Annotated in this window: 18 protein-coding genes; 8 read left to right on the top strand and 10 right to left on the bottom strand. The window is 40.9% G+C overall.

What is annotated here, in order from left to right; all coding sequences use genetic code 11:
* Positions 1-2: 2 nt before the first annotated feature.
* A complete protein-coding gene (locus ACEW8O_RS09395; RefSeq protein WP_373494370.1) occupies positions 3-497 on the bottom strand; it encodes a DoxX family protein in 495 nt (164 codons plus the stop codon).
* 416 nt (positions 498-913) lie between these two features.
* Between ACEW8O_RS09395 and ACEW8O_RS09390 the strand changes: the two genes are divergently transcribed.
* Together ACEW8O_RS09390 and ACEW8O_RS09385 are read left to right on the top strand one after the other, a co-directional pair.
* A complete protein-coding gene (locus ACEW8O_RS09390) occupies positions 914-1,288 on the top strand; it encodes a BlaI/MecI/CopY family transcriptional regulator (protein WP_373494369.1) in 375 nt (124 codons plus the stop codon).
* Positions 1,285-2,544: a TonB family protein gene (locus ACEW8O_RS09385; protein ID WP_373494368.1), complete on the top strand. Its 1,260-nt coding sequence runs from the start codon at positions 1,285-1,287 to the stop codon at positions 2,542-2,544. Before ACEW8O_RS09390 ends, ACEW8O_RS09385 begins: the two co-directional genes overlap by 4 nt.
* A 184-nt stretch (positions 2,545-2,728) precedes the next feature.
* Here the strand turns inward: ACEW8O_RS09385 and ACEW8O_RS09380 are convergent, their stop codons facing one another.
* The 3 genes from ACEW8O_RS09380 to ACEW8O_RS09370 all read right to left on the bottom strand — a co-directional run bounded on the left by ACEW8O_RS09380 (position 2,729) and on the right by ACEW8O_RS09370 (position 6,770).
* Positions 2,729-3,235 carry a hypothetical protein gene (locus ACEW8O_RS09380; protein ID WP_373494367.1) on the bottom strand — a complete coding sequence of 169 codons (507 nt, stop codon included), beginning with the start codon at positions 3,233-3,235 and terminating at the stop codon, positions 2,729-2,731.
* A 44-nt stretch (positions 3,236-3,279) separates the two neighbouring features.
* Positions 3,280-5,118 carry a M64 family metallopeptidase gene (locus tag ACEW8O_RS09375; protein ID WP_373494366.1) on the bottom strand — a complete coding sequence of 613 codons (1,839 nt, stop codon included), beginning with the start codon at positions 5,116-5,118 and terminating at the stop codon, positions 3,280-3,282.
* A 290-nt stretch (positions 5,119-5,408) separates the two neighbouring features.
* Entirely contained in the window at positions 5,409-6,770 is a 1,362-nt protein-coding gene (locus ACEW8O_RS09370) for an FAD-binding protein (RefSeq protein WP_373494365.1), read from the bottom strand.
* Between the two features lie 556 nt (positions 6,771-7,326).
* Here ACEW8O_RS09370 and ACEW8O_RS09365 point away from each other — a divergent pair.
* Together ACEW8O_RS09365 and ACEW8O_RS09360 are read left to right on the top strand one after the other, a co-directional pair.
* Entirely contained in the window at positions 7,327-10,263 is a 2,937-nt protein-coding gene (locus ACEW8O_RS09365; RefSeq protein ID WP_373494364.1) for a PVC-type heme-binding CxxCH protein, read from the top strand.
* Between the two features lie 28 nt (positions 10,264-10,291).
* Complete coding sequence (locus tag ACEW8O_RS09360; RefSeq protein WP_373494363.1) at positions 10,292-11,530, top strand: polysaccharide deacetylase family protein; 1,239 nt, start codon at positions 10,292-10,294, stop codon at positions 11,528-11,530.
* Positions 11,531-11,537: 7 nt separating this feature from the next.
* On the opposite strand, the gene ACEW8O_RS09355 is transcribed toward ACEW8O_RS09360, so the two are convergent.
* A complete protein-coding gene (locus ACEW8O_RS09355; protein WP_373494376.1) occupies positions 11,538-12,248 on the bottom strand; it encodes an exo-alpha-sialidase in 711 nt (236 codons plus the stop codon).
* Positions 12,249-12,287: 39 nt separating this feature from the next.
* Entirely contained in the window at positions 12,288-12,716 is a 429-nt protein-coding gene (locus tag ACEW8O_RS09350) for a hypothetical protein (protein ID WP_373494362.1), read from the bottom strand.
* A 150-nt stretch (positions 12,717-12,866) separates the two neighbouring features.
* On the opposite strand from ACEW8O_RS09350, the gene ACEW8O_RS09345 reads away from it, so the two are divergent.
* Both ACEW8O_RS09345 and ACEW8O_RS09340 read left to right on the top strand, forming a co-directional pair.
* Positions 12,867-13,565 carry a 6-phosphogluconolactonase gene (locus tag ACEW8O_RS09345; protein ID WP_373494361.1) on the top strand — a complete coding sequence of 233 codons (699 nt, stop codon included), beginning with the start codon at positions 12,867-12,869 and terminating at the stop codon, positions 13,563-13,565.
* 106 nt (positions 13,566-13,671) lie between these two features.
* A complete protein-coding gene (locus ACEW8O_RS09340) occupies positions 13,672-14,484 on the top strand; it encodes an SDR family NAD(P)-dependent oxidoreductase (protein WP_373494360.1) in 813 nt (270 codons plus the stop codon).
* A gap of 5 nt (positions 14,485-14,489) precedes the next feature.
* Here the strand turns inward: ACEW8O_RS09340 and ACEW8O_RS09335 are convergent, their stop codons facing one another.
* From ACEW8O_RS09335 to ACEW8O_RS09320, 4 genes are all read right to left on the bottom strand, one after another.
* Positions 14,490-15,818 (bottom strand): GntP family permease, encoded by a 1,329-nt coding sequence (locus tag ACEW8O_RS09335; RefSeq protein ID WP_373494359.1) that lies wholly within the window; start codon positions 15,816-15,818, stop codon positions 14,490-14,492.
* 100 nt (positions 15,819-15,918) lie between these two features.
* A complete protein-coding gene (locus ACEW8O_RS09330; protein ID WP_373494358.1) occupies positions 15,919-16,983 on the bottom strand; it encodes a dihydrodipicolinate synthase family protein in 1,065 nt (354 codons plus the stop codon).
* Positions 16,983-17,999 (bottom strand): NAD-dependent epimerase/dehydratase family protein, encoded by a 1,017-nt coding sequence (locus ACEW8O_RS09325; RefSeq protein ID WP_373494357.1) that lies wholly within the window; start codon positions 17,997-17,999, stop codon positions 16,983-16,985. The genes ACEW8O_RS09330 and ACEW8O_RS09325 overlap by 1 nt, the downstream gene beginning before the upstream one ends.
* 35 nt (positions 18,000-18,034) lie before the next feature.
* Positions 18,035-19,246, bottom strand: a complete 1,212-nt coding sequence (locus ACEW8O_RS09320) for an Nramp family divalent metal transporter (protein WP_373494356.1) — start codon at positions 19,244-19,246, stop codon at positions 18,035-18,037.
* A gap of 295 nt (positions 19,247-19,541) precedes the next feature.
* Between ACEW8O_RS09320 and ACEW8O_RS09315 the strand changes: the two genes are divergently transcribed.
* Positions 19,542-19,766 carry a hypothetical protein gene (locus ACEW8O_RS09315; protein ID WP_373494355.1) on the top strand — a complete coding sequence of 75 codons (225 nt, stop codon included), beginning with the start codon at positions 19,542-19,544 and terminating at the stop codon, positions 19,764-19,766.
* A 32-nt stretch (positions 19,767-19,798) separates the two neighbouring features.
* The gene (locus ACEW8O_RS09310; RefSeq protein WP_373494354.1) at positions 19,799-20,602 is read left to right on the top strand and encodes a phytanoyl-CoA dioxygenase family protein; all 804 of its coding nucleotides are present in this window, start codon (positions 19,799-19,801) and stop codon (positions 20,600-20,602) included.
* The last annotated feature ends 340 nt before the right edge of the window (positions 20,603-20,942 follow it).

Genomic DNA, 20,942 nt, shown 5'->3' with positions numbered 1-20,942 from the left:
TTTTAGTTTAGTTGGTGAGCAGGTTCCGTTTTCTTCTTCATAAAAAGTCTTCCAATCCCAAATGCATACTCTGTGGGAAAAAGAAAGACAACCAACAAAGCAGCAGCCTCAATCAGGTTCTTGTTGACTATCCAATAGCTTCCCTCACTTGGCCCTTGTGCATATCCGGGAAAAGGAGGATGCGCAAAAAAATAAAGCAAAAGCAGGCCAATGCCAATGACACTTACCCACTTGGTTTTGAAACCAACAATCAGCCCAATACCCACCAATATCAGCCCAGCAATATTCAGGGTGTCCACTACAGAAATCATTGATTCACTTGCCAGCCATTGAAAGAAAGACTGCATATAGGTGGCGCTTAACAAATATCCTTTTGCAGACCACGAAGGGCTGTACAATTTGATGACACCTTCAAAAAGGAAATGCCATCCTATCAGCAAACGCATGGCCACAAGGGCAAAGGTCTGCACAGAGGTAAGTTTTGGGTTTTGTTCCATAAGTCTTTGTTGTTGATTTGATCCACAAATTTACAATCTGGAAAAAGTAGAATATATGACTTATGTCAATCTAAAACATGATGTATCCCCTTGATGACTATTGCATTAGACCTCTTTTACGTTTGCAAATTGTATGATGTCCGATGTTGGGTTTGAGAAACTAGAAGCGAGAGCCGAGAAACGAGACTAAGCGCGACCTTAGATGCCCTGCGGCTTATCGAAGTCTAAACAATAAATCCATGACTCGTCACAGGAAAGGAAAATTGGAAGATGTATGCTTTTTACCACCCCTCTTTTTGGTTGATATTACCGATTTTAGGAAGCTTAAATAAAAGGTAATTTAAGATTAGACGAAATTTTAGTAGATTTACGAAATTTTAGTAGTTAAATTAAATTATTAGATATATATTAGTGCCATGGAAAAATTATCAAAAAACGAGGAAGAACTGATGTGCATCTTTTGGGAGCTTGACAGAGCACTTGTAAGGGATATACTAAACCTCCTTCCGGAACCCAAACCGCCCTATACCACTTTGGCATCCAGCATCAAACTGCTGGAGAAAAAGGGATTTCTGAATCACCGCACTTATGGAAATATCCATGAATATTATCCGACAATATCACAGACAGAATACCGTAAAAAGAGTCTGAATGATTTGATCCATAATTTTTTTGATGGGTCAGCTGCCAATGTGCTGTCTTTTATGATAAAAGAAAAAGGTATCTCTGACAAAGAGATTGAGGAACTTCAAAAGCTTATTGATGAAAACCTAGACCCTGAAAAAGAATGAAGGATGTATTGAATTTCCTGTTTGAAGGGAGTATCATTCTGACACTTCTCTTTGGAATTTATTGGGCTTTTTTAAGGCAACTCACATTTTTTGGTTGGAATAGGATTTACCTATTGTTATCAATGCTGCTTTCAATTTGCATTCCAATGATGTCATTTGAGTTTATTGGCCAATCATTCGGTCCATCAGGTGATATGTTGACTTATATTTTACCGGAATTCAACCTCGGTTCGGAAAACAATTATTTCCAATCTATCGGAATTATTCCAATCCTCTTAATTGCCTATGCCGTGGGGTTTATATTAGGCCTAATAAGGTTTGTCAAAAGTCTGGTCAATTTATTTATTCAGATCAGTAGAGCTTCAAAATATACTATTGGTAATAAGAACATATTGGTCAATCCGGAGTTTACCCCGTCTTCATTTTTCGGATTGATCCTACTTCCAGAGTTCCAAACGGAAAACAAAGACCAACAATTGATTATTCTACATGAATCGGGGCATGCCAAAAGAATGCACAGTCTTGACCTGATTTTTCTGCAAATCTTCAAAACTGTTTTCTGGTTCCATCCGATCAACTCTTTTCTGGAATCCAGTTTAAGAGAAATCCACGAATACCAAGTTGACCGGTCAATCATCCGACAATACTCGCCAAGAGAATATGCCACGCTGTTGCTGAATCTTTTATACAAAGGAAGATCAGAAAATCTCCTAAATACCTTTAACCAATTTCAAACCAAAAATAGAATTATGATGATGAAAAAACCCGATTCTTACCCGATTCAAAAAAGCCGGTTTCTCCTAAGCATTCCGGCAATTGCCCTGGCATTCTTCCTGTTTGCCTGTGAAAAACCCAGTGACGATATCGCTCCTGAAACCTTGGATATTGCCACTTCCAATGAGACATCTGAATCTGAACCAGATGGCAGCAATCTAAGAACAGAAATCTTTGATGTTGTCGAGCAGAGTCCGAAATATCCTGGTGGATTTGAAGTCTGGTCAAAATTCCTGGGGAGCAACTTGAAATATCCCGCACAGGCCAGAAGAATGGGGATAGAAGGTGTTGTCACTGTATCATTTATTATTAAATCCAACGGAGATATTTCAGATGTCCAAGTTGTTAGTGGCATTGGTGCGGGCTGCGATGCAGAAGCCATGAGGGTGGTCGCCATATCACCAAAATGGATTCCCGGCAAGCTAAAAGGACAAGCTGTCAATTCCAGGATGAAAGTCCCCATCAAATTTGCTCTATCCTAAAACTCTGGCCATGGTGGCCAGAAATTTCGCCGCAAAAAGAATATTCGAATTAAAAAAAAGCGCTGTCCAAATGTTCAATGGGCAATGCTTTTTTTTGCTTCCAGATCTAGTCAAAGAAAGATTGGAGTAGGTTATTGTCTTTAATTTGAATTATCCAACCATTGATTTATGATAACCTTTAGGTTCATGGTCTTTGATCAAAATTGCTGATTAATTTTAAATCCACCAACATATCATCGGTGAATTTTTCAATTTTTAAATGCTTAAAACAATCATCATACTGAATCCTGATAAAAAATTCTGCGCTGTCCAATTCAATAGTTTTGGCTGTCAGGGTAGAAATATCATCCGTTTCAGAATATTCAACTTTCCTGATCATTGGATTTTCGACGATGGTTTTGGAACAAACTATATTTGTTTCACCCAAAAATGAAATAATCAAGTCTCCCTCTACAGGTTCTGATTTTGAATCAAACCCTCCTCTTAGCCTTCCGGGATTTTTTAAAGTATTGATCACCTTAATTGAATCTCTGGAATCCATAGAAAAGCTGACCATCAGGATTTCTGGAGTACTTTGATCCAAAAATATTTCCGTATCATTTTCACCTTCAACTTGATCCTTTGACGCCTTACAAGCTCCCAAGGAAATCAGTAAGTAAACAACAGGAATAATAATTGAATTAAATTTCATAAACCTTGATCGATTTTTTGATGCATTGTCGTGAATTTAAAGAATTACCTTAAAATGGTAAACCTTAATAATTTTAATGATCTCTGGGTGTTTAACTTGACAAAATACTGTCCTGACTTCAAGCCTTTTACTTCAATTGGAATCACATTCCCATTTCGTTCAAAACCCCTGATTTCGTTCAAAATCCTTCCCTTGGCATCCACGATTTCAATTGACTCTAAACTTGGATCAATGTATTTCAGAAACTTAATGAAGATAATCTCATTTGCCGGGTTGGGATAAACTTTAAGTTTTTCAAATATCTCCCCGTTTTCAGTTGAGAGTATGATATTCACCGTCACTGTTATCTCCACGGAAGCAGAATTGGAACAGGAATCCTTAATGTTGAACATCACTTTGTTTTCACCTGCATCCTCTCGTCCAAATTCAGTTTTGGACAAGGTCATTTCACTGATTTCACAGTTGTCAAATGATCCGTCATCCACATCTTTCGGATTCAAATAACCCACCCCATCCGAATCAAGATAGATTTCCACATTTTTTGCTTTGATGGTCGGTTTGATTTTATCATCTACAGTTACTGTCACCCCCATTTGGGCTTCATTTCCGCTCGAATCTGTTGCTTTAAAGATTATTGTATTATTACCTATATCCTCACAGGTGAATTTTTCTTTTGAAATACTGATTTCGGCAAGTGCCACATCATCATATGTGCCATCATCAATATCTTCCGCAGAAATGGTTGCCTCTCCGTTTTTATCAAGTTCGATTTTTATATTTTTTGTAACCAAAACAGGCCGTGTACGGTCGGGGGAAGGAGCTGTTACATTGATAAATTCATTGCGGAAAAATTCATTATCACCGGAATCATTACCAGCTTTCAGTGTGACCTTATACTTTCCTTGGGTTCGGTAAAGAACCTCAGGATTTTTTTCATTACTTACTTCCGGTATCCCCCCTTCAAAAGTCCATTCCCATGATGTGGGATTATGGGTTGAAAGGTCAAAAAATTTAACCTTTTCTGCAGGCTTAATTTCCAAATTATCTGCACCAAACAACGCGGTGGGTCTTGCAGGGGCTTCCGGGGTGGAAAGGAAATCCAATCTTTTTTCCAATTGATGAGAACAGACATTACAAAAACTTCTGCCAAGAAACCTCATTTTACAATTTTGATGTGGTCGATGCCAGGTGGGTGATTCAGCATGGGGATAAATGCCAATACCGTTTCTATTCAAAAAATCTCTCCATCTAATCGTCTCAGGAACGGTATCTTGGGTCATATTATGTCTTTCCCTGGCAAATTGAGGCCCTGCCCAATATTCATCCGCCAAATCACCAAAGGAATGCCCCAATTCATGGATCATGATTTCTGTGGCTGCGGCATGTGTGGAAAAAACAGCGAAGGTTCCACCTGCACCGCCATATTTGGTATCGTTGACCACGATCACACCGATATCAAAGAAAGGGGTATTGGAAAATAATACTGAAAAAACCCTGCTTGAACGCCAAGCTACCAATAATCGCTCAATATTATGGGACCAATAAGAGCTGCCAAAATAGTTATCAATCAGGTTGTTGGGATTCATAGCTGCCCCCGATACATTTGAGACTACCTTAATAGCATATACATTGATCCCTTCCTTATAATTTCTCCAAGGCAATTGTCCCAACATCCCTGCTGTCGCATTCTTGGCATCGCTGATAAATTTATCCAGTTCTGCTGCGGTATATCCATCTCCCACAATCACCATGTTGGTCACTTCATTCGGGGAACCACCGTAATGAATGATTTCCATAGGCATTAACTGCGCCTGGGATTCAAGGGAAAATAAAAGTAAAACAAGCGTGACAACTTGGATCTGCTTGGTGTAAAATTTAATCATATCAACCTTAATAAAAATACCTATAAATCATTCTTGGACTATAAGAAAGTCCTGAATTTTGAGCGAAATAGAAACTCAATGTACTGAGCCAAAAAGATGTCTCACAAAAAAAGAGAGACACCCACAATCTGGAATAAACAAACTCCGATCATAATTTCTTTACCGTGTTTGAAACTCTTTCCAGACAGGTAATGAAATGTATTTTGAATCCACATAAATGTAAATGAAAACGATGGATTAATTTACCAAAATTGTTTAATTCTATCACAAAATATTTATTTCTTTTGGTTCTATTTTCCAAAAATATTTTTATCCACGAATTCATTTCTGAATTTCCCTTCAGGATCATATTTTGCCAACAACGTTTTAAAATCTTCAATCTTAGGATATCTGCTGCTCAATATTTCATAAGGGATTGTAAAAAGTTTTGCCCAATGTGGTCTGGGGTTAAATTTATCCAACGTGGCTTCCATTTGGGGCAGCAAAGCCATTACTTCCGGAATCTCCTGCTTCCAGGTGGTATGAATAGCAACTGAGTCCTTTTGATAAGCTGTACTCATCCACAAATCATCTGCCTTGATGGTCCGGATTTCTGAAATAAAAAGATGTGGATGTATTTTTTCAGACATTTCCCTTACCGCCATCATGGCTTCATAGCCATTTTCCAATAGTACAAAATATTCGGATTGAAGCTCTTTGCCTGCACTGGGCTGAAATTCCATTTTGAAATGGGGCAGTCTGTCATACCATGGCCCTGCCACTCCCAACTGCTCCGAACAGCTTTCTGCAGACATGGATGGAACAGGGTGCATATTGACACTTGCTTTTTGGGCCCCAAAAAATTCCTCCGGAAATTCAGGAACTTCTCCCGGCACCACCTTTTTTTTCACCCAAACCTCATTAACCTTATCACTTGCCCAATCCAAAAACAAACTCACACTGTATCCCGAACCCATTATTTCCCGGAAATTGTCTTTGAGGGATTCCATGGGCATATCCAAATAAACCACCTGTGCCACCTCATACGCCGGTTGCAAATCCAATGTTACTTTGGTCACCGGACCCAAAGCACCCAAACCAACTACCGCCCCATAGAATTCCTCATCCGCTTTTCCCAAACTGACCAAATCACCATTTGCATTCACAAATTCTATGGCAGCAACTCCCGTGGATAGGTTGCCATTTTCCAATCCCGAACCATGGGTAGCCGTGGCAATCGTTCCTGCAACAGAAATATGAGGCAGAGAAGCCAGGTTATGTAGGGCAAAACCATTCTCATGCAGATAAGTGCATAGCTCCCCATATTTAATTCCCCCCTCCACTGTCACCTGCATTTTTTCTTTGTCTAAATAAATGACTTTGTTCAAATGGTTAAAGGAAACCAGCATCTCTTCGGAATCCGCAATCCTGTTAAAGGAATGCCTGGAACCCAAAACCCGCAGTGAATTGCTTTTTCTGACCAGTTCCTGAACATCCGTAATTGTTTTGGGATAGTGGACATTGTCAGTGCTAAAGCGGAAATTCTCCGCCCAGTTCAAAAGATAATCAGCATCCATAGTTTCAGGTTTTTTAGGCGAACAGGAAATCCAGGGTGAAACCAATGCTCCCCCAATCAGGGCAGAGGTGTTTTTGACAAAGTTCCTTTTGTTCATGAGGTGGGTTTTGAGAGGTAAGTTAGGGAAATTCAAAGTATTCTTTTTCAAATTTATGATTCAATAAAGGTTTTGGTTCAATTGTGTCAGAGGCCTCTCCTTGTCATTTCGAACGTAGAGAGAAATCTTCTCTGTCCTGAAGGTAATAGACTTCTCTCCACGATAGCTATCGGGATCGAAGTGACAAGGGAAAGCCTTTCACTTCTCATACACCCTGTTATTGGTTCAATTGTGTTAAAAGCACCTCCTTGTCATTTATCTCCCCCGTGGCGGAAGATCCAAAGCCCAGATTTAAGATCTTGCTCCTGTAAAACCTTTAGGATAAAAATCCGCTATTCCTTACATTTAAAATCAACGGAAAACCAAAAAAACTTTAGCCTCGAATTTACCTAACAAACAGTTTACTTAAATGCCATTGATTCATCCACGCATCATCACCCCGATCCAAAGTAATCCCATAATGCCAAAAGCTTATTTTAAGGTAGAAACACTCCTCCATCCTTTGCTAATCCTTTTGTTTGCCTGCCTTTCTTGCCAAAAATCAAATAATGATCCCATGGAAAGATCTTTGGAAAATGCCCTTCAGACTTTTGAATTAGAAGATGGATTCCAGATTGAACTGATTGCAGGGGAGCCTTTGATTTCGGATCCTGTGGACATGGAAATTGATGAATACGGCAGAATGTATGTCGTGGAAATGCATGGATATCCCCTAGATCTGAGTGGAAGTGGAAAAATCAAACTTTTGTCCGATACCAACGGCGATGGTAAAATGGACCAAAGCATTGTATTTGCGGACAGCCTTAAGCTTCCTACAGGAATCCTAAGGTGGAAAAAGGGAATACTTGTAACCGATCCTCCACATGCTTATTATCTGGAAGACAGTGATGGAGACGGCAAAGCTGATATCCTGGAAATAGTCCTGACCGGATTTGCAGTATCCAACCCCCAACACAATGTCAACAGCCCAAGGTTGGGTTTGGACAATTGGATCTATCTTGGACATGAACCGGCAGTATCTACCAATACCTACCAAGATTTGTTGGGGGACAGAGGCTCTGAAATCCATTTTCCGGCAAATCCTGAAGAAGTCCGCTTGTCCCAAAACGCAGGTGGCAGGAGTGTCAGGTTTCTCCCTGATAGTTTCGAACTTGAAGTATTGGCAAGCCGAACCCAATTTGGGCACACTTTTGACAAATGGGGCCATCGCTTTGTGATCAATAATAATAACCATATCATACAGGATGTCATTCCTGCAAGGTACCTCAACCGCAATCCCTATCTGCTGGTTGCACAGAGTACCGAATCCATTTCTGACCATGGCAATGCCGCAGAGGTCTTCCCCATCACCAAAAATCCCGAGCATCAACTCTTGACCGATTTGGGAGTGATGACTTCAGCCTGTGGCATCACAGCTTATCTTGGTGCTGCTTTTTCTTCCGAATATGACAAAGCAGTTTTTATAGCCGAACCTGTAAGCAATATTTTGCATATAGACCTGCTTTCGGACAATGGAACACTTTTCAAAGCCAGCCGCCAACATCCTAACAAGGAATTTCTGGCATCCACCGATTCTTGGTTCAGACCGGTCAATATGTATATTGGTCCTGATGGTGCGCTTTACCTTCTTGATTATTACAGGCAGTATATCGAGCACCCTGAGTGGATGGCGGAGGATGTCGTGAATTCCGGGGCATTGTATAATGGTACAGATAATGGCCGGATTTACAGAATTACCCCAAAAGGAACCAAGGCCTTGGACTGGTCCGATAAATTGAAGTTGGGGGATTTTACAAATGCAGAATTGGTTCTAAAATTGGCTGACCCCAATATATGGTGGAGAAGAAATGCACAGAGACTTTTGGTGGACAGAAAAATTTCAGAGCTTCCGGAGGAGTTATTGGAATTGGCAAATAATAATCAAAAGCCTGAGGGAAGGGTTCATGCCTTGTGGACATTGGAAGGTCTTGGTAAAACAAACCCGGAACTGATCATCAATGCCCTATTAGATAAAGAGGCGGGAGTACGGAAAAATGCCATTCAGATTGCAGAACTTCATTTATCTGAATACCCTGAAATGGAATCTGCCCTGCTTCAATTAACTTCCGATAAAGATCCAAAAATACGGTTTCAACTTCTTTGTACTCTTGGGTTTTTGAAAAGTAAAGCCGCTTCCTTGGCCAGGGAAAAATTATTGTTTGAAAATATTGAGGATGAATGGATGCAGGTAGCTGCTTTGTCAGCTCCATTCGAGGAAAATAAAACATTGATGCAGGCTACCTTGAAAAACTATAAGAAAGACAATCCTGCTTATGGTAAATTAGTGCAGCGGTTAAGTGCCATGACAGCATCCGGTTTGGATAAAGATGCCATTATGGATTTAATCAGCAAAGGCACTATTACCAACTCAGAACATGAAAGTCACTGGCAAGCGCCACTTCTGACCGGTTTGGCCCAAGGACTCCAAAGCAAAAAAATTCAGGGACCAACTTTCCGACCTGTTGAAAATATGCTGTTGACTGCCTGTTTTGAAAATCCATCCATTCAGGTCCGGCAGGCTTCTTTGGATCTTTTAAAAGTAATTGGAGTGACTGAATCTTCCCGATCCAAAACCTTAAAAGAAAAAGCCAAAAACATTGCAGCAAACAAAAGCTTGCCCGAAGATGAAAGAGTTATCGGCATCAATTTTCTTTCCCTGTTCAATTCAGAGGAAAATAAAACTTTTTTCAAAAATCTGGTAAATCCAATTGAACCAAATGCAGTGCAGTTGGAAGCAATTAAAGCCTTAAGCCGTATTTCAGATAACACTGTCGCTGAATTTGTGGTGGAATCCTGGCCAACATTGACACCCAATTTAAGAGAAGAGGGATTGAATACCTTTTTGGTCAGCAATGACAGAATCAGCATTTTGTTGGATGCTATGGAAGATGGCATCATCCAACCAAACAATTTGGGGTGGCCAAGGAGTGTCAGGTTGATGAACAATTCCAATATCCCACTCCGTACCCGTGCCCGGCAACTCATCAACAAAGAAGAAAAAAGCAGTGAAGAGATCCTGCAACAATATCAGGCCTCACTAACTATTAAAGGAACACAATTAAAAGGTCAAACCATATATCAGGAGAACTGTGCTATTTGCCACAAGATGGGAACGGATATGGGATTGGCATTTGGTCCTGACCTTGCAACCATGAAAAACAGGAGACCGGAAAACATCCTTAGTGACATTCTTCTTCCCAACCTTTCCATTGCAGATGGCTATGACCTTTGGTCGGTTGAAATGCAAAATGGGGAAAATTTACAGGGTTTGATTGCTTCGGAAACTCCGACTGCAATCCTACTAAGATTTGCCGGAGGTCAGGAAAGAAGTATCGCGAGGCAGGATACCCGCTCTTTGACAGTAATGGATATTTCCGCCATGCCTTCACTTGAAAACAACATCAATCCACAGGAAATGGCTGACTTATTGGCCTTCATCCTTAAAACCAATTAACCTCAATCTTTAAACCCAACATGAAGAAATGAAATCAAACTATATCCTCATTCAAATCCTTTTGCTATTGCCTATTGTAAATCCGCCTTTGGTGCAAGCCCAGAGCTTCCCATGGCCTGAAGGGAAAAAGATGGCGCTCAGTTTAAGTTTCGATGATTCCCGCGCCAGCAATACAAGGTTAGGAATTCCGCTTTTGGATGAATACGGCATCAAAGCCACTTTCTTTGTGCATCCTGCCAGTGTGGAAAAAGACTTGGAAAGCTGGAAAAAGGCAGTGGTACAGGGCCATGAAATGGGCAATCATTCCATTCTGCATCCTTGTAGTGGAAATTTTGTCTGGGCCAGAGCGCGGGCATTGGAAAATTACACCTTGGACAGGATGAGAGCAGAACTGGTGCAGGCTAATGCTGAAATCGAAAAACTCCTGGGTGTCGTTCCCAACGTTTATGCTTATCCCTGTGGACAGAAATTTGTCGGCAAAGGAATCCATACCGAAAGCCTAGTACCCTTGATTTCTGAGGTGTTTTTGGCAGGAAGAGGTTGGATGGATGAAGCCCCCTCCGATCCGATTTATGCAGACTTGGCACAATTGACCGGAATGGAAATGGACCAGAAAGAATTTGAAGAAATATTGCCACTGATCGAATCTGCTTCCAAAAACGGGCAATGGCTGGTACTGGCAGGTCATGATACTGATCATTCCGGCAATCAGACTACCTACCTGAGCATGTTGAAAAAGCTGGCTGAATATGCCAATGATCCTGCCAATGGAATCTGGATAGCACCAATCGGGACAATTGCCAAATATGTAAATGAAACGAGATCGGTCATTGCCGACACCATGAATATTCCCCAACTGGTCAGGCCATCCAAAGATGGCCAACTCCGACTGACCGCTGAAAATGGCAAAGGGATTGGTCCCGCAATCAAATACATGCCTGAGTGGAAAGCTTTTGGCTGGTTCACCTCCAATGATAGCGTGCTGTGGGAAGTTGACGTACCAATGGATGGAAAATATGAAGTTTGGTTGGATTGGTCGGTTTCTGATAAGGAGGCCGGAAAAGAATTCGTTTTGTCAGCCGGAAAAGAAAAGTTGTTGGGAAAAGTGGAGAAATCAGGTTCATGGGAGACTTTCAAAAGGAAATCCATAGGCACCATCAAATTGAATAAGGGCTATGAAAAAGTGATTTTCAAATCCAACGAAGCTTTTGAAGAGGATGGAGCCATTTTGGATTTGAGGAAGATTACCTTAATAAAAAAGAACTAAACCCTGGTCATTCCTTTTCCCAAATGTATGTTTTGAAAACAATCTCAGAATAATTGGCCCTTTCATATATGATTCCCAATGTATTCTTGTTGATATTCAACAGGTCACTGTAAGCAGTCCAAGGTAATTTATTCGGATCATCAGTCCTGTCCACCAAAATGGATTTTGTCCAAGTCGTACCTTCATCGTAGCTGATTTTGATGGTCAGGTTATTTCTTTGATTTGGATCCGAAGCATTCGAATGTGCTAGGATCATTTTCCCATCCCTTTTGCCAATCGATATAATAGATGCCTGACATACAGGGTCAGGAAGCGAATCTTCAAAATATGCTGTATCCCAATTGGCACCTCCATCACTAGAGTAAGCCAGAATCCTACTCCGGATATCACCTCTTTGATTTCGAATACTCATGATCATTTTATTGTCTGATAGTTCCGCAGCAATGGATTCATTGGATCCCGGAAATCTGATGGATTCAGAAAGTTGAAAGCTTTTCCCATGGTCATCAGTAAAAAATCCATGTGCCTGATATTCTTCAAAATTATCCTTTGGAGAACCGACAGAATGATTGGCGGCTACGAATATCCTACCCTTAAATTTCCCTTTCTGAAACTGAAAAGCATGACCGGGCGTGTTGGCGTAATGCCTCCAATCTTCTTTGAAGTTATATTTGGGGTTAAATTGAGGATTGTTTGGCCGATGCGTCTGTAGGGTAATGTTGACAGGTTCTTCCCAGGAATTTCCAAAGTCGAAAGATTATATCATCCAAACCTCTCTCACCCCCTGATTCATCCTGACCTCATACTCATGGTTGTTTCCGGTATTGTAAAACAGGTAGACTACACCTTGTGGATGCTTTGGATCATGGAGATCCAATACCGGGGCAGGATTACCGGCTTGAAGGGAATCATAATCTATTAATATCTGTAATGGAGTCCAAGTCTGTCCTTGATCCGAGCTTCTTTTCATTACCAAATTAATTTCCCCAAAGTCCTCAGCTCCATGCACCCTGCCTTCAGCAAAGGCCAACAATTCTCTATTAGGCAAAGAAATAATGGCCGGAATCCGATAAATAGCATGACCCTCTTTTCCACCTTCGAATACTCTGGTTTCCTGAGCTTTGAGTATGAATGATACAAAAAGAAATAGAAAGAATGAGCTGAGAAATTTAATGGAGTTAGACATAGGCGAAATAATTTGAATAAAAATAAGAGATTTATTTAAATCCACTGCTCATCCAATTCATCCATCTCTTCAATACACCTTTTTCCATGAGGGATAAAATGGTATATTATGAAAACCATACACTTGATTTTCAAAACCTAGTTTCATCAGATGAAAATAACCTACTGTAAAGATTACAATTCTATGAGTCAAAAAGCTGCTCAAATAGTGATGGATAAAGTCACTTCCAAGCCGGATCTGCTTTTTTGTGCAGCTACAGGGAATTCACCCACAGGAATGTATGCCGGTATGGCAGAGAATAAAGAATTATTCAATAAAATGAAAGTGGTCAAAATGGATGAATGGGGAATCATCCCACTCTCCCATCCCGATTCCTGCGAAAGCTATCTGAAAAAGCATCTGTTGGGCCCTCTGGGAATTACAGAAAAGCAATACAAGGGTTATGACACGGCACCCGAAAAAGTTGCGATGGAGATTGAAAACATGAAATCCTATATTTCCCAAAACGGTCCTTTTGATATCTGTATCCTTGGATTGGGGAGAAATGGTCATATCGCTTTCAATGAACCTAATGACTACCTGGAACCGGAATTCCACAAAGCCAAATTGGCTGCATCAACCATTCAACATGACCCGACTTTGTCAAAAGGAAGTGAACCTGCTTATGGGCTTTGTGTTGGCATGAAGGATATCATGATGAGTAAAAAGATAATCTTTTTAATAACCGGCAAAGGAAAAAAGGATGCCATTGACCAGATTTTGTCCAAACAAATCACAACCCAATGTCCTGCCACTTTTCTATGGATACATCCCAATGTGGAATGTCTGATTGATAAATTAAGTATTTAAATCAAGCGTGACTCATAGCATCACAAACTGGGAAGATTATCCACCATGCGACCTGCCTACCGCAGGCAGGGATTCCATCTGACCATTAAAAATCAAGTTATAACAGATGAAAAATAATATTATGGAAAACTTAGAAGAATACAGTAAACTACCGGGCATCAAGCTTTTTGACCTGAAGGGAAAATCTGCCATCATCACAGGTGGTTCCAAAGGATTGGGATTGGCAATGGCCGCAGGTTTGGCATCAGCAGGTGCTGATATCATGTTGGTAAGCCGGAATTTGGATGAAGGAGAAGCTGCTGCAAAGGAATTATCCAATACTTATGGTGTTAAATGCTTGGCTTTTTCGGCAGATGTTTCGGATCAAACGCAGACAGAAGCCATGGCCAAAGCTGCCATGGATGTATTTGGCAAGATTGATATTCTGATCAATTCTGCCGGCATCAATATCAGGGGACCCATCGACGAACTGACATTGGAGGATTTTTCCAAAGTAATGGATATCAATGTCACCGGAACTTGGCTTTGTAACAGGGCTGTCACCCCATTTATGAAAAATGCTCAAAAGGGAAGAATCATCAATTTGGCCAGTACGCTGGGAATAGTTGGTCTAGCAAACCGTACCCCATACACTTCCAGCAAAGGTGCCGTGGTCCAAATGACACGGGCTTTGGGTCTCGAATTGGCACCATTTGGAATCCGTGTCAATGCCATTTGCCCGGGTCCGTTTCTGACAGCCATGAATGTTCCTATTGCAAATACAGAGGAAGGCAAGAAGTTTATTGTTGGCGCCACTGCATTGGAAAGATGGGGTCAACTAAAAGAAATCCAAGGAGCTGCCCTTTTGTTGGCAAGTGAGGCAGGAAGCTATATGGTGGGTTCTCTGATAACTGTGGACGGAGGCTGGACAGCCCGTTGAATTTTCTAATAAAATAAGGTAATGATGAAAATTACAGAAATTGCTGTAAGTGATAAGATCAAAGTACCCAGACTGTGAGTCTTGTTTCCCTGCCGGATGGACATACCCGATAGTTGGGTGACTGCCCAGAAGAAACTGTCATTGGCATGGGAAATGGCCATGGCACCTGCTCCAATGGAAAGCACCACAAACACCTTCATCGTCTCGGAATCCAATCCCAAACTCACCAACAATGGAGCAATGATAGAGGCAGTGGTTATCATGGCCACAGTGGATGAACCCTGGGCTGTTTTCAGAGAAAAAGCAATTAAAAAGGGCAAAAATATTCCCCAATTTGCGCCGCTCATATTTTCGCTTACCAAATCCCCTATTCCTGAATTTTGAAGCATTTTCCCAAATACGCCACCTGCACCTGTAATCAAAATCACCGGCGCGGCAATCTGAATGGCTTCCCCCATCCATCCGCCTGCAGATAAGATTTTGCGGTCAAATTTGGGAGGAAGTGTAAAGGATAAAATCGCGCCCAATAACAACGCTATAACAGGACTGCCCACAAATTCTATGATTGAAACCCATTCCCCTTCCCCAAAAGGCTTTGAGGGATACTTGGCAATAGATGCCAAAATGATCAGGACCAATGGAATAATGACCGGAAGGAAGGATTTTGTTGCGGATGGGGCTTTGGCAACCACAATGGTAGGATCAATTTCTGCCAATACAGGCTCCAAAGGGATTTTTGAAACGAAGTTCTTAATAAAAAAATATGCCGGAACCAGCGAAGTCAAACTGATGATGATGCCCCAAAAGATGATCATTCCCAAATCGGCATCCAAAATCCCCGCCGTGGCGATTGGACCCGGTGTAGGCGGAACCAAAGAATGACTTGCTGTTGCCCCTAATGCGATTGCAATGGTAGTGGCTGCATACGGAACCTTGCTTTTCAAGGAAAGTGATTTGCTGATAGGATTCAACATGATAAAGGTGCTGTCCCCAAATACAGGAATGGACAGGATATAACCGCAGATCAGCATGGCTTTGGTGACGGATTTCTGCCCGATCCAAGAGAGAATCTTTTCCGCAATCACCAACGCCCCACCTGTTTTTTCCAGGAAAGTGCCCATGATCACTCCGAACAAAATCAATAAGCCAATATTTCCCAAAACACCACCAAAACCATCAGAAATGGATTTGAGGATAAGGTCGGTTGACATCCTTGACATCAGTCCATACAATATGGCTCCTACAAAAAGTGCTAAAAAAGGATGGATATCAAATTTGACAATGGCCACTAATATCAGTGCCAAGGCCAAGAGGATGGTCAAAAGTATCAGCATTTGGGGTTTATGGTTTGATAGGGTTACATTGGGCAGAAACTCATTTCAAAAAGCCAATTTAATGAAAATTCCAAAATGGCATTGATTACAACAGATTATGTTAACATTTATCACCCAAAATAAATGACCTTACAAATGCATCATCGTTCAGTTCGGGATAACTTGAATAAATCCTATCGATCTCTTCCTTTTGGCCATGGGAGAGTTTCTTATCCGGGTTCAAACACCATGTTCCGGACAATAAGCCCTGTCTTCTCAAAATTTCATGGATTCCGGGTATACAGCCGTGAAAGCTATTTGCCGGATCAAAGATTGCTGCATTTGCATCAGTCACTGCTATGCCTTTTGTCAGCAGGTTTTTGAACCCATTTTCATCTTGATTCAATTTGCAGTCCTTGATTTCGGCCAAAAGTTCCACTGCCTTTTGGGTCCAAACTGCCCAGTGACCAAGCAATCCCCCAACGAATTCCTTATCGTGGAATTCACCATCTATATTGAACCGATATTTGGTCAAAAGGTCTGCTACGATATTATCATCATTGCCGGTGTACATGGCAATATCATCCTTTCGGCTGCTGCCGGCTACAGCCCGCATTACATCCAGTGTTTGGTAACGATTGAAAGAGGCACACTTGATCGCCTCCACATTTGGGATTTCAGCGAACTTTGACCAAAAATCATAGCTGAAAATTCTACCTCCAACCGAAGGCTGAAGATAGAAACCAAAAACAGGAATGAGTTGGGCAACTTTCTCGACTCTTTCTAATATTTGTAATTCTGTCCAGTCCCTCAATCCTCCCATACTCAATAAACCCATGTCATAACCATATTCCAAAGCTATTTTAGCTTCAGAAATAGCCTGCTCGGTAGGTCCGCAAATCCCGGCTATCTTCAAAAATGGCCTTTCCGGTTTTGGCTTTTCCACTTCCTCTGAAGCCAATTTAAGGACCCTTTCAAAAAGATTTATTTCAGGATCTCTAATTTCGAACTGTGTGGAGTGAACCCCAACAGCAATACCTCCGGCACCTGCAGCAATATAGTATCGGGTCAATTGTCTTTGCTTTACTTCGTCTAAGCTTCTATCAAAATGAAGTGCCAAAGGATGGGCCGGAATGACAGTACCATCCAGCAAATGTGCTTTTAAGGTAGTACTTAGTTGTTTCATTAGAATTTCCCTCCTCTCTCCTGAAAATGTGTTGGTTTACCAAATTCGTCACCACCCTGGAGTATCCAAGTTGCTGTGATATCGATAATCTCTCTTATTGTAACTCTTGGATAGCCAAAAATCCGATGGCATTCTGAGGCATTGTTCAATAAAGCTGTCCCGGTAGGTTCGTTGATGAAGTGAGGGGTTTTATCGAATAATTCACCAAAACGCTCTGCAATCCATCTAATGGAAAGAATCTCAGGACCGGTCACATTCAATATTTTAGCCGGAGATTCACAATGCAGTAAAGATCGGAGAGCAATATCATTCGCATCATTCTGCCAGATGACATTGACATTCCCTGTTCTGAGATCAATTTGAATACCTGCCAGAACAGATTTTGCAATTTCCATTATCACACCATACCGAAAGTCAACTGCGTAATTCAGTCTGTATATCAGTGTTTTGGTCCGGTTTTTCTTTGCGAAATATTCAAAAACCCTTTCCCGGCCCAAGCAGGATTGGGCATATTCACCAATTGGATCCGGGACAGTGTCTTCCGAAGCCCCTCCGGAAGTGACAGGGACAAAAGGAAGTACATTTCCGGAAGAAAAAACCACAATATTGGAATTTTTGAATTTCTCAGCTATCCTGCCGGGTAAATAGGCATTCATCGCCCAAGTGAATCCTTCATTTCCTGTAGTCCCAAACTTATTCCCCGCCAAGTAAATAACATTTTTCACATCAGGTAAGCCCTGCAATTTTTCATCATCCAGAAGATCACACAAAATAGTCTCTATTCCATCTTCCTCCAATGCTGCTTTTGCTTTTTGGTCTGAAAATCTTGATGCGCCAATAATTCTTTTTTCTACACCTGCAGCTTTGCAGGCCTGAACTGCAAGCCTGCCCATACCCGGCCCCATTTTCCCGCCAATACCAAGAAGTAAAATATCCCCCTCGATCTTGGCAATATCCCGTATCAATGCCTCAGATGGCACCAACATCTCTTGCTCCAAAGTTTTTAAATCTTTCATATTGTTTTCCTTACCATTGTGTTTTTCAAAGGCATTTATTTTATAAATAATTGATAGAAATTCCATGTTGCGAGTCCCACAAGCATCAACAAGCCTATCATGCCTGCATATCTTGAAAAGTAAGTGTTCACATTCTTTTTCATTATACTGACATCATTGGCGATGGCAAACATTGCCACGCCAATAAATGGCACTAGAAAAATGGTTGCACTTTGGGCAAATATGATCAGCTCAAGTGGTAGTTTTCCAAAAATCAAAGAGATAGCGGCTCCACAAATCATTACCAAAGCTATAAAACTCTTGACAACTTTGTCATTTAGACTCTTGCCAAAACCAAGTGAATCTGCGAGTAAACTTCCTCCAACTGTTGCATTCCCTACCAAGGATGAAAAAGAGGCCCCGAACAATCCTGCTAAGAATAAATGCGAAGCATAGGAACCGAACAATGGTTCTATGGCCATGGACATTTCCGAAGCACTGTTTACCTGAATCCCTTGGGGGTGTAGGACAGCAGCACCGCAGATAATCACCACTGCACTCATCGCTCCCAAAATCACAATTCCTGTGGCACTTTTGTTTTCTGCTATTTGACCCGGCTTTCTATTTTCCTGTACCAAATAAGACTGATAAAATGCTCCTACAATTGAAAAACAAGATGCTATAAATGCTATCAACAAACCTTCTGAACCATCAGGAATAGAAGGAATAAATCCGTTTACGATTCCGGCAAAAGAAGGCTTAGCCAGAAAAACTGTCGTCAAAAATGAAAAAAGCATGATCCCCACCAAAGTAATCATCAGCCTTTCCAAAGTCTTGTAAAAACTTTTGAAAAACAGCAAACCAACCCCTAAGACATTAAAAACCAGAATCCAGATCCATGGTGCTGTGCCACTTGCCTCAGCTACCGCTATGCCTACGCCAATGGAATTTCCGGCCTGGAATGAGGTAGAAACCAGGAAAACTCCCAAACCAATGATGATTCCTCCTAATTTCCCCCATTTATTTTGAATAAGTGTGAGTAAGCTTTGTTCACTACTCATCCCGATTCTCGCACCCATTGAAGTGAAAATCAGCATAAAAAATATAGCCACTACTACAATCCAAAGCATATCATAAGCATACTCAGCCCCCAATCTTGACGTAATGGTCATCTTACTTGGTCCAAATACCAGTGCGGCTGTGATAATGCCCGGTCCTAATGCCATCAACTTTAGGATGGTTTTGTTGCTGTTTTTTGGGATAGACATGATTATCTTTTCTCTTTGATTGCGGTGGGACCGATAGCAGTATATTTATTTTCCAAACAGAAGCCGGGAACTTGCTGTAAACCAAACCAATGATCCATTTCTGACCCAGACCGATTTCCTTTATTGATCATATGTTGAATGATCGCACTTCCATCTTATTGCTAGGTCAAATCGTTGATTTAAACCTTTAAACCTAAAGAATTATAATCTTTTACCAAAGCAACAAAGAAGAGGGTAATAAGGATTTGCAAGTAAAACCGAATAGCATTAACTTACCATCAAGGATGAAAATGAAATGGAATCAACCAAAAAATTAACAAATCTTCAGCTAGAGCTTCTCAAAATTTTTAGATTTGATTTAAGCGATAAGCAACTCAAAGAGATCAAGTCGATATTGGTTGCCTATATTGCCGATAATGTAAGTAATGAAGTAGACAAACTATTTGTGGAGCAAGACTGGGGAGAAGACAAAATTGAAGCATGGTCCAAAGAGCATTTGAGGACTAAGTATAAAAATTAATAACAATTACACCCATAAATGAGCCATTAATCATGAACTTCCCCCTACTCCAAGAAACCTATCCTGTCTCAGACGAAGCCAAGGCATTTTATCTTGAAAACCGCTTTATCAAACTCAAAAATGTTCTCAGCCCCGAGGTGATCGCCCATTTCAATGAAGTGATCAGCAAGGAAGTGGACAAACTGAACACCCAGAAAGCACCTGTAGAGGAAAGGGACACTTATGGAAAGGCTTTTTTACAGATTTTTAACCTTTGGAGGGAAAATGAGAAAGTTGCCAAGTTGGTGTTGAGCAAAAGGTTGGGGCAGATTGCTGCCGACCTGATGGGTTGCGAAAAAGTAAGGATTTACCACGATCAGGCATTGTTCAAAGAGGCCGGAGGAGGAATCACTCCATGGCATGCAGATCAATATTATTGGCCGATTGATACGGACAGGACCATCACCGCTTGGATTCCTTTGCAGGAGACACCATTGGAAATGGGTGCATTGGAATTTTCGGCAAAAAGCCATCAGATTGTATTTGGAAGGGAATTGGCAATTGGGGACGAATCAGAGGTTCAGATCAAAAAAAATCTCCGCATCAATAACTTTGACCATGTCATTGAGCCCTTTGATTTGGGCGAAGTGAGTTTCCATTCTGGTTGGATTTTTCACAGGGCCGGAGCCAATCAAACGGATCAGGTCAGAAAAGTAATGACCATTATCTATATGGATGCCAAATCAAAATTGAAAAATCCCGAAAACTCCAATCAGATCAATGACTGGAATACCTGGTGCCCCGGTGCTGAGATAGGAAAGGAGATCGATACACCTTTGAATCCCATTGTAAAATAGTGGCAAATATTATTCAAAATTAACTTTCAAAAATCATTTTTTTTACTCTCTCTTTTTTCCCACCTTAAACTTAATACATAAGCAATATTGGAAGAAAACCATCACTTTTTCTAAACGAATTATTCATAATCAAATAACCTTACAAATCTCATAACCCATTGGTTTATAGATAATTTTGAATTTCTAATTTCAAATCTATCAAATCAAAAAATTTATGGGTCACTTTACAAAATCATGTATTTTTAAAGTAAATGGTGCTTTAAAAATCCTATTATTAACACTTGCCTTTGGCCTAATGTCCTTCGGGACAATTATAGCCGCAGAAAAGGAAACCGCAGGC

Origin of the sequence: Aquiflexum sp., assembly GCF_041749095.1 — a bacterium.
In the GTDB taxonomy this organism is placed as follows: Bacteria; Bacteroidota; Bacteroidia; order Cytophagales; family Cyclobacteriaceae; genus Aquiflexum.
The sequence above is the reverse complement of the archived record's forward strand: the minus strand, read 5'-3'. Positions and strand labels throughout refer to the sequence as shown.

What these genes read in the sequence shown, in the direction of transcription:
- ACEW8O_RS09395 (WP_373494370.1), bottom strand. Translation starts at nt 497, where the DNA reads ATGGAACAAAACCCAAAACTTACCTCTGTGCAGACCTTTGCCCTTGTG.
- ACEW8O_RS09390 (WP_373494369.1), top strand. Translation starts at nt 914, where the DNA reads ATGGAAAAATTATCAAAAAACGAGGAAGAACTGATGTGCATCTTTTGG.
- ACEW8O_RS09385 (WP_373494368.1), top strand. Translation starts at nt 1,285, where the DNA reads ATGAAGGATGTATTGAATTTCCTGTTTGAAGGGAGTATCATTCTGACA.
- ACEW8O_RS09380 (WP_373494367.1), bottom strand. Translation starts at nt 3,235, where the DNA reads ATGAAATTTAATTCAATTATTATTCCTGTTGTTTACTTACTGATTTCC.
- ACEW8O_RS09375 (WP_373494366.1), bottom strand. Translation starts at nt 5,118, where the DNA reads ATGATTAAATTTTACACCAAGCAGATCCAAGTTGTCACGCTTGTTTTA.
- ACEW8O_RS09370 (WP_373494365.1), bottom strand. Translation starts at nt 6,770, where the DNA reads ATGAACAAAAGGAACTTTGTCAAAAACACCTCTGCCCTGATTGGGGGA.
- ACEW8O_RS09365 (WP_373494364.1), top strand. Translation starts at nt 7,327, where the DNA reads ATGGAAAGATCTTTGGAAAATGCCCTTCAGACTTTTGAATTAGAAGAT.
- ACEW8O_RS09360 (WP_373494363.1), top strand. Translation starts at nt 10,292, where the DNA reads ATGAAATCAAACTATATCCTCATTCAAATCCTTTTGCTATTGCCTATT.
- ACEW8O_RS09350 (WP_373494362.1), bottom strand. Translation starts at nt 12,716, where the DNA reads ATGTCTAACTCCATTAAATTTCTCAGCTCATTCTTTCTATTTCTTTTT.
- ACEW8O_RS09345 (WP_373494361.1), top strand. Translation starts at nt 12,867, where the DNA reads ATGAAAATAACCTACTGTAAAGATTACAATTCTATGAGTCAAAAAGCT.
- ACEW8O_RS09340 (WP_373494360.1), top strand. Translation starts at nt 13,672, where the DNA reads ATGAAAAATAATATTATGGAAAACTTAGAAGAATACAGTAAACTACCG.
- ACEW8O_RS09335 (WP_373494359.1), bottom strand. Translation starts at nt 15,818, where the DNA reads ATGCTGATACTTTTGACCATCCTCTTGGCCTTGGCACTGATATTAGTG.
- ACEW8O_RS09330 (WP_373494358.1), bottom strand. Translation starts at nt 16,983, where the DNA reads ATGAAACAACTAAGTACTACCTTAAAAGCACATTTGCTGGATGGTACT.
- ACEW8O_RS09325 (WP_373494357.1), bottom strand. Translation starts at nt 17,999, where the DNA reads ATGAAAGATTTAAAAACTTTGGAGCAAGAGATGTTGGTGCCATCTGAG.
- ACEW8O_RS09320 (WP_373494356.1), bottom strand. Translation starts at nt 19,246, where the DNA reads ATGTCTATCCCAAAAAACAGCAACAAAACCATCCTAAAGTTGATGGCA.
- ACEW8O_RS09315 (WP_373494355.1), top strand. Translation starts at nt 19,542, where the DNA reads ATGGAATCAACCAAAAAATTAACAAATCTTCAGCTAGAGCTTCTCAAA.
- ACEW8O_RS09310 (WP_373494354.1), top strand. Translation starts at nt 19,799, where the DNA reads ATGAACTTCCCCCTACTCCAAGAAACCTATCCTGTCTCAGACGAAGCC.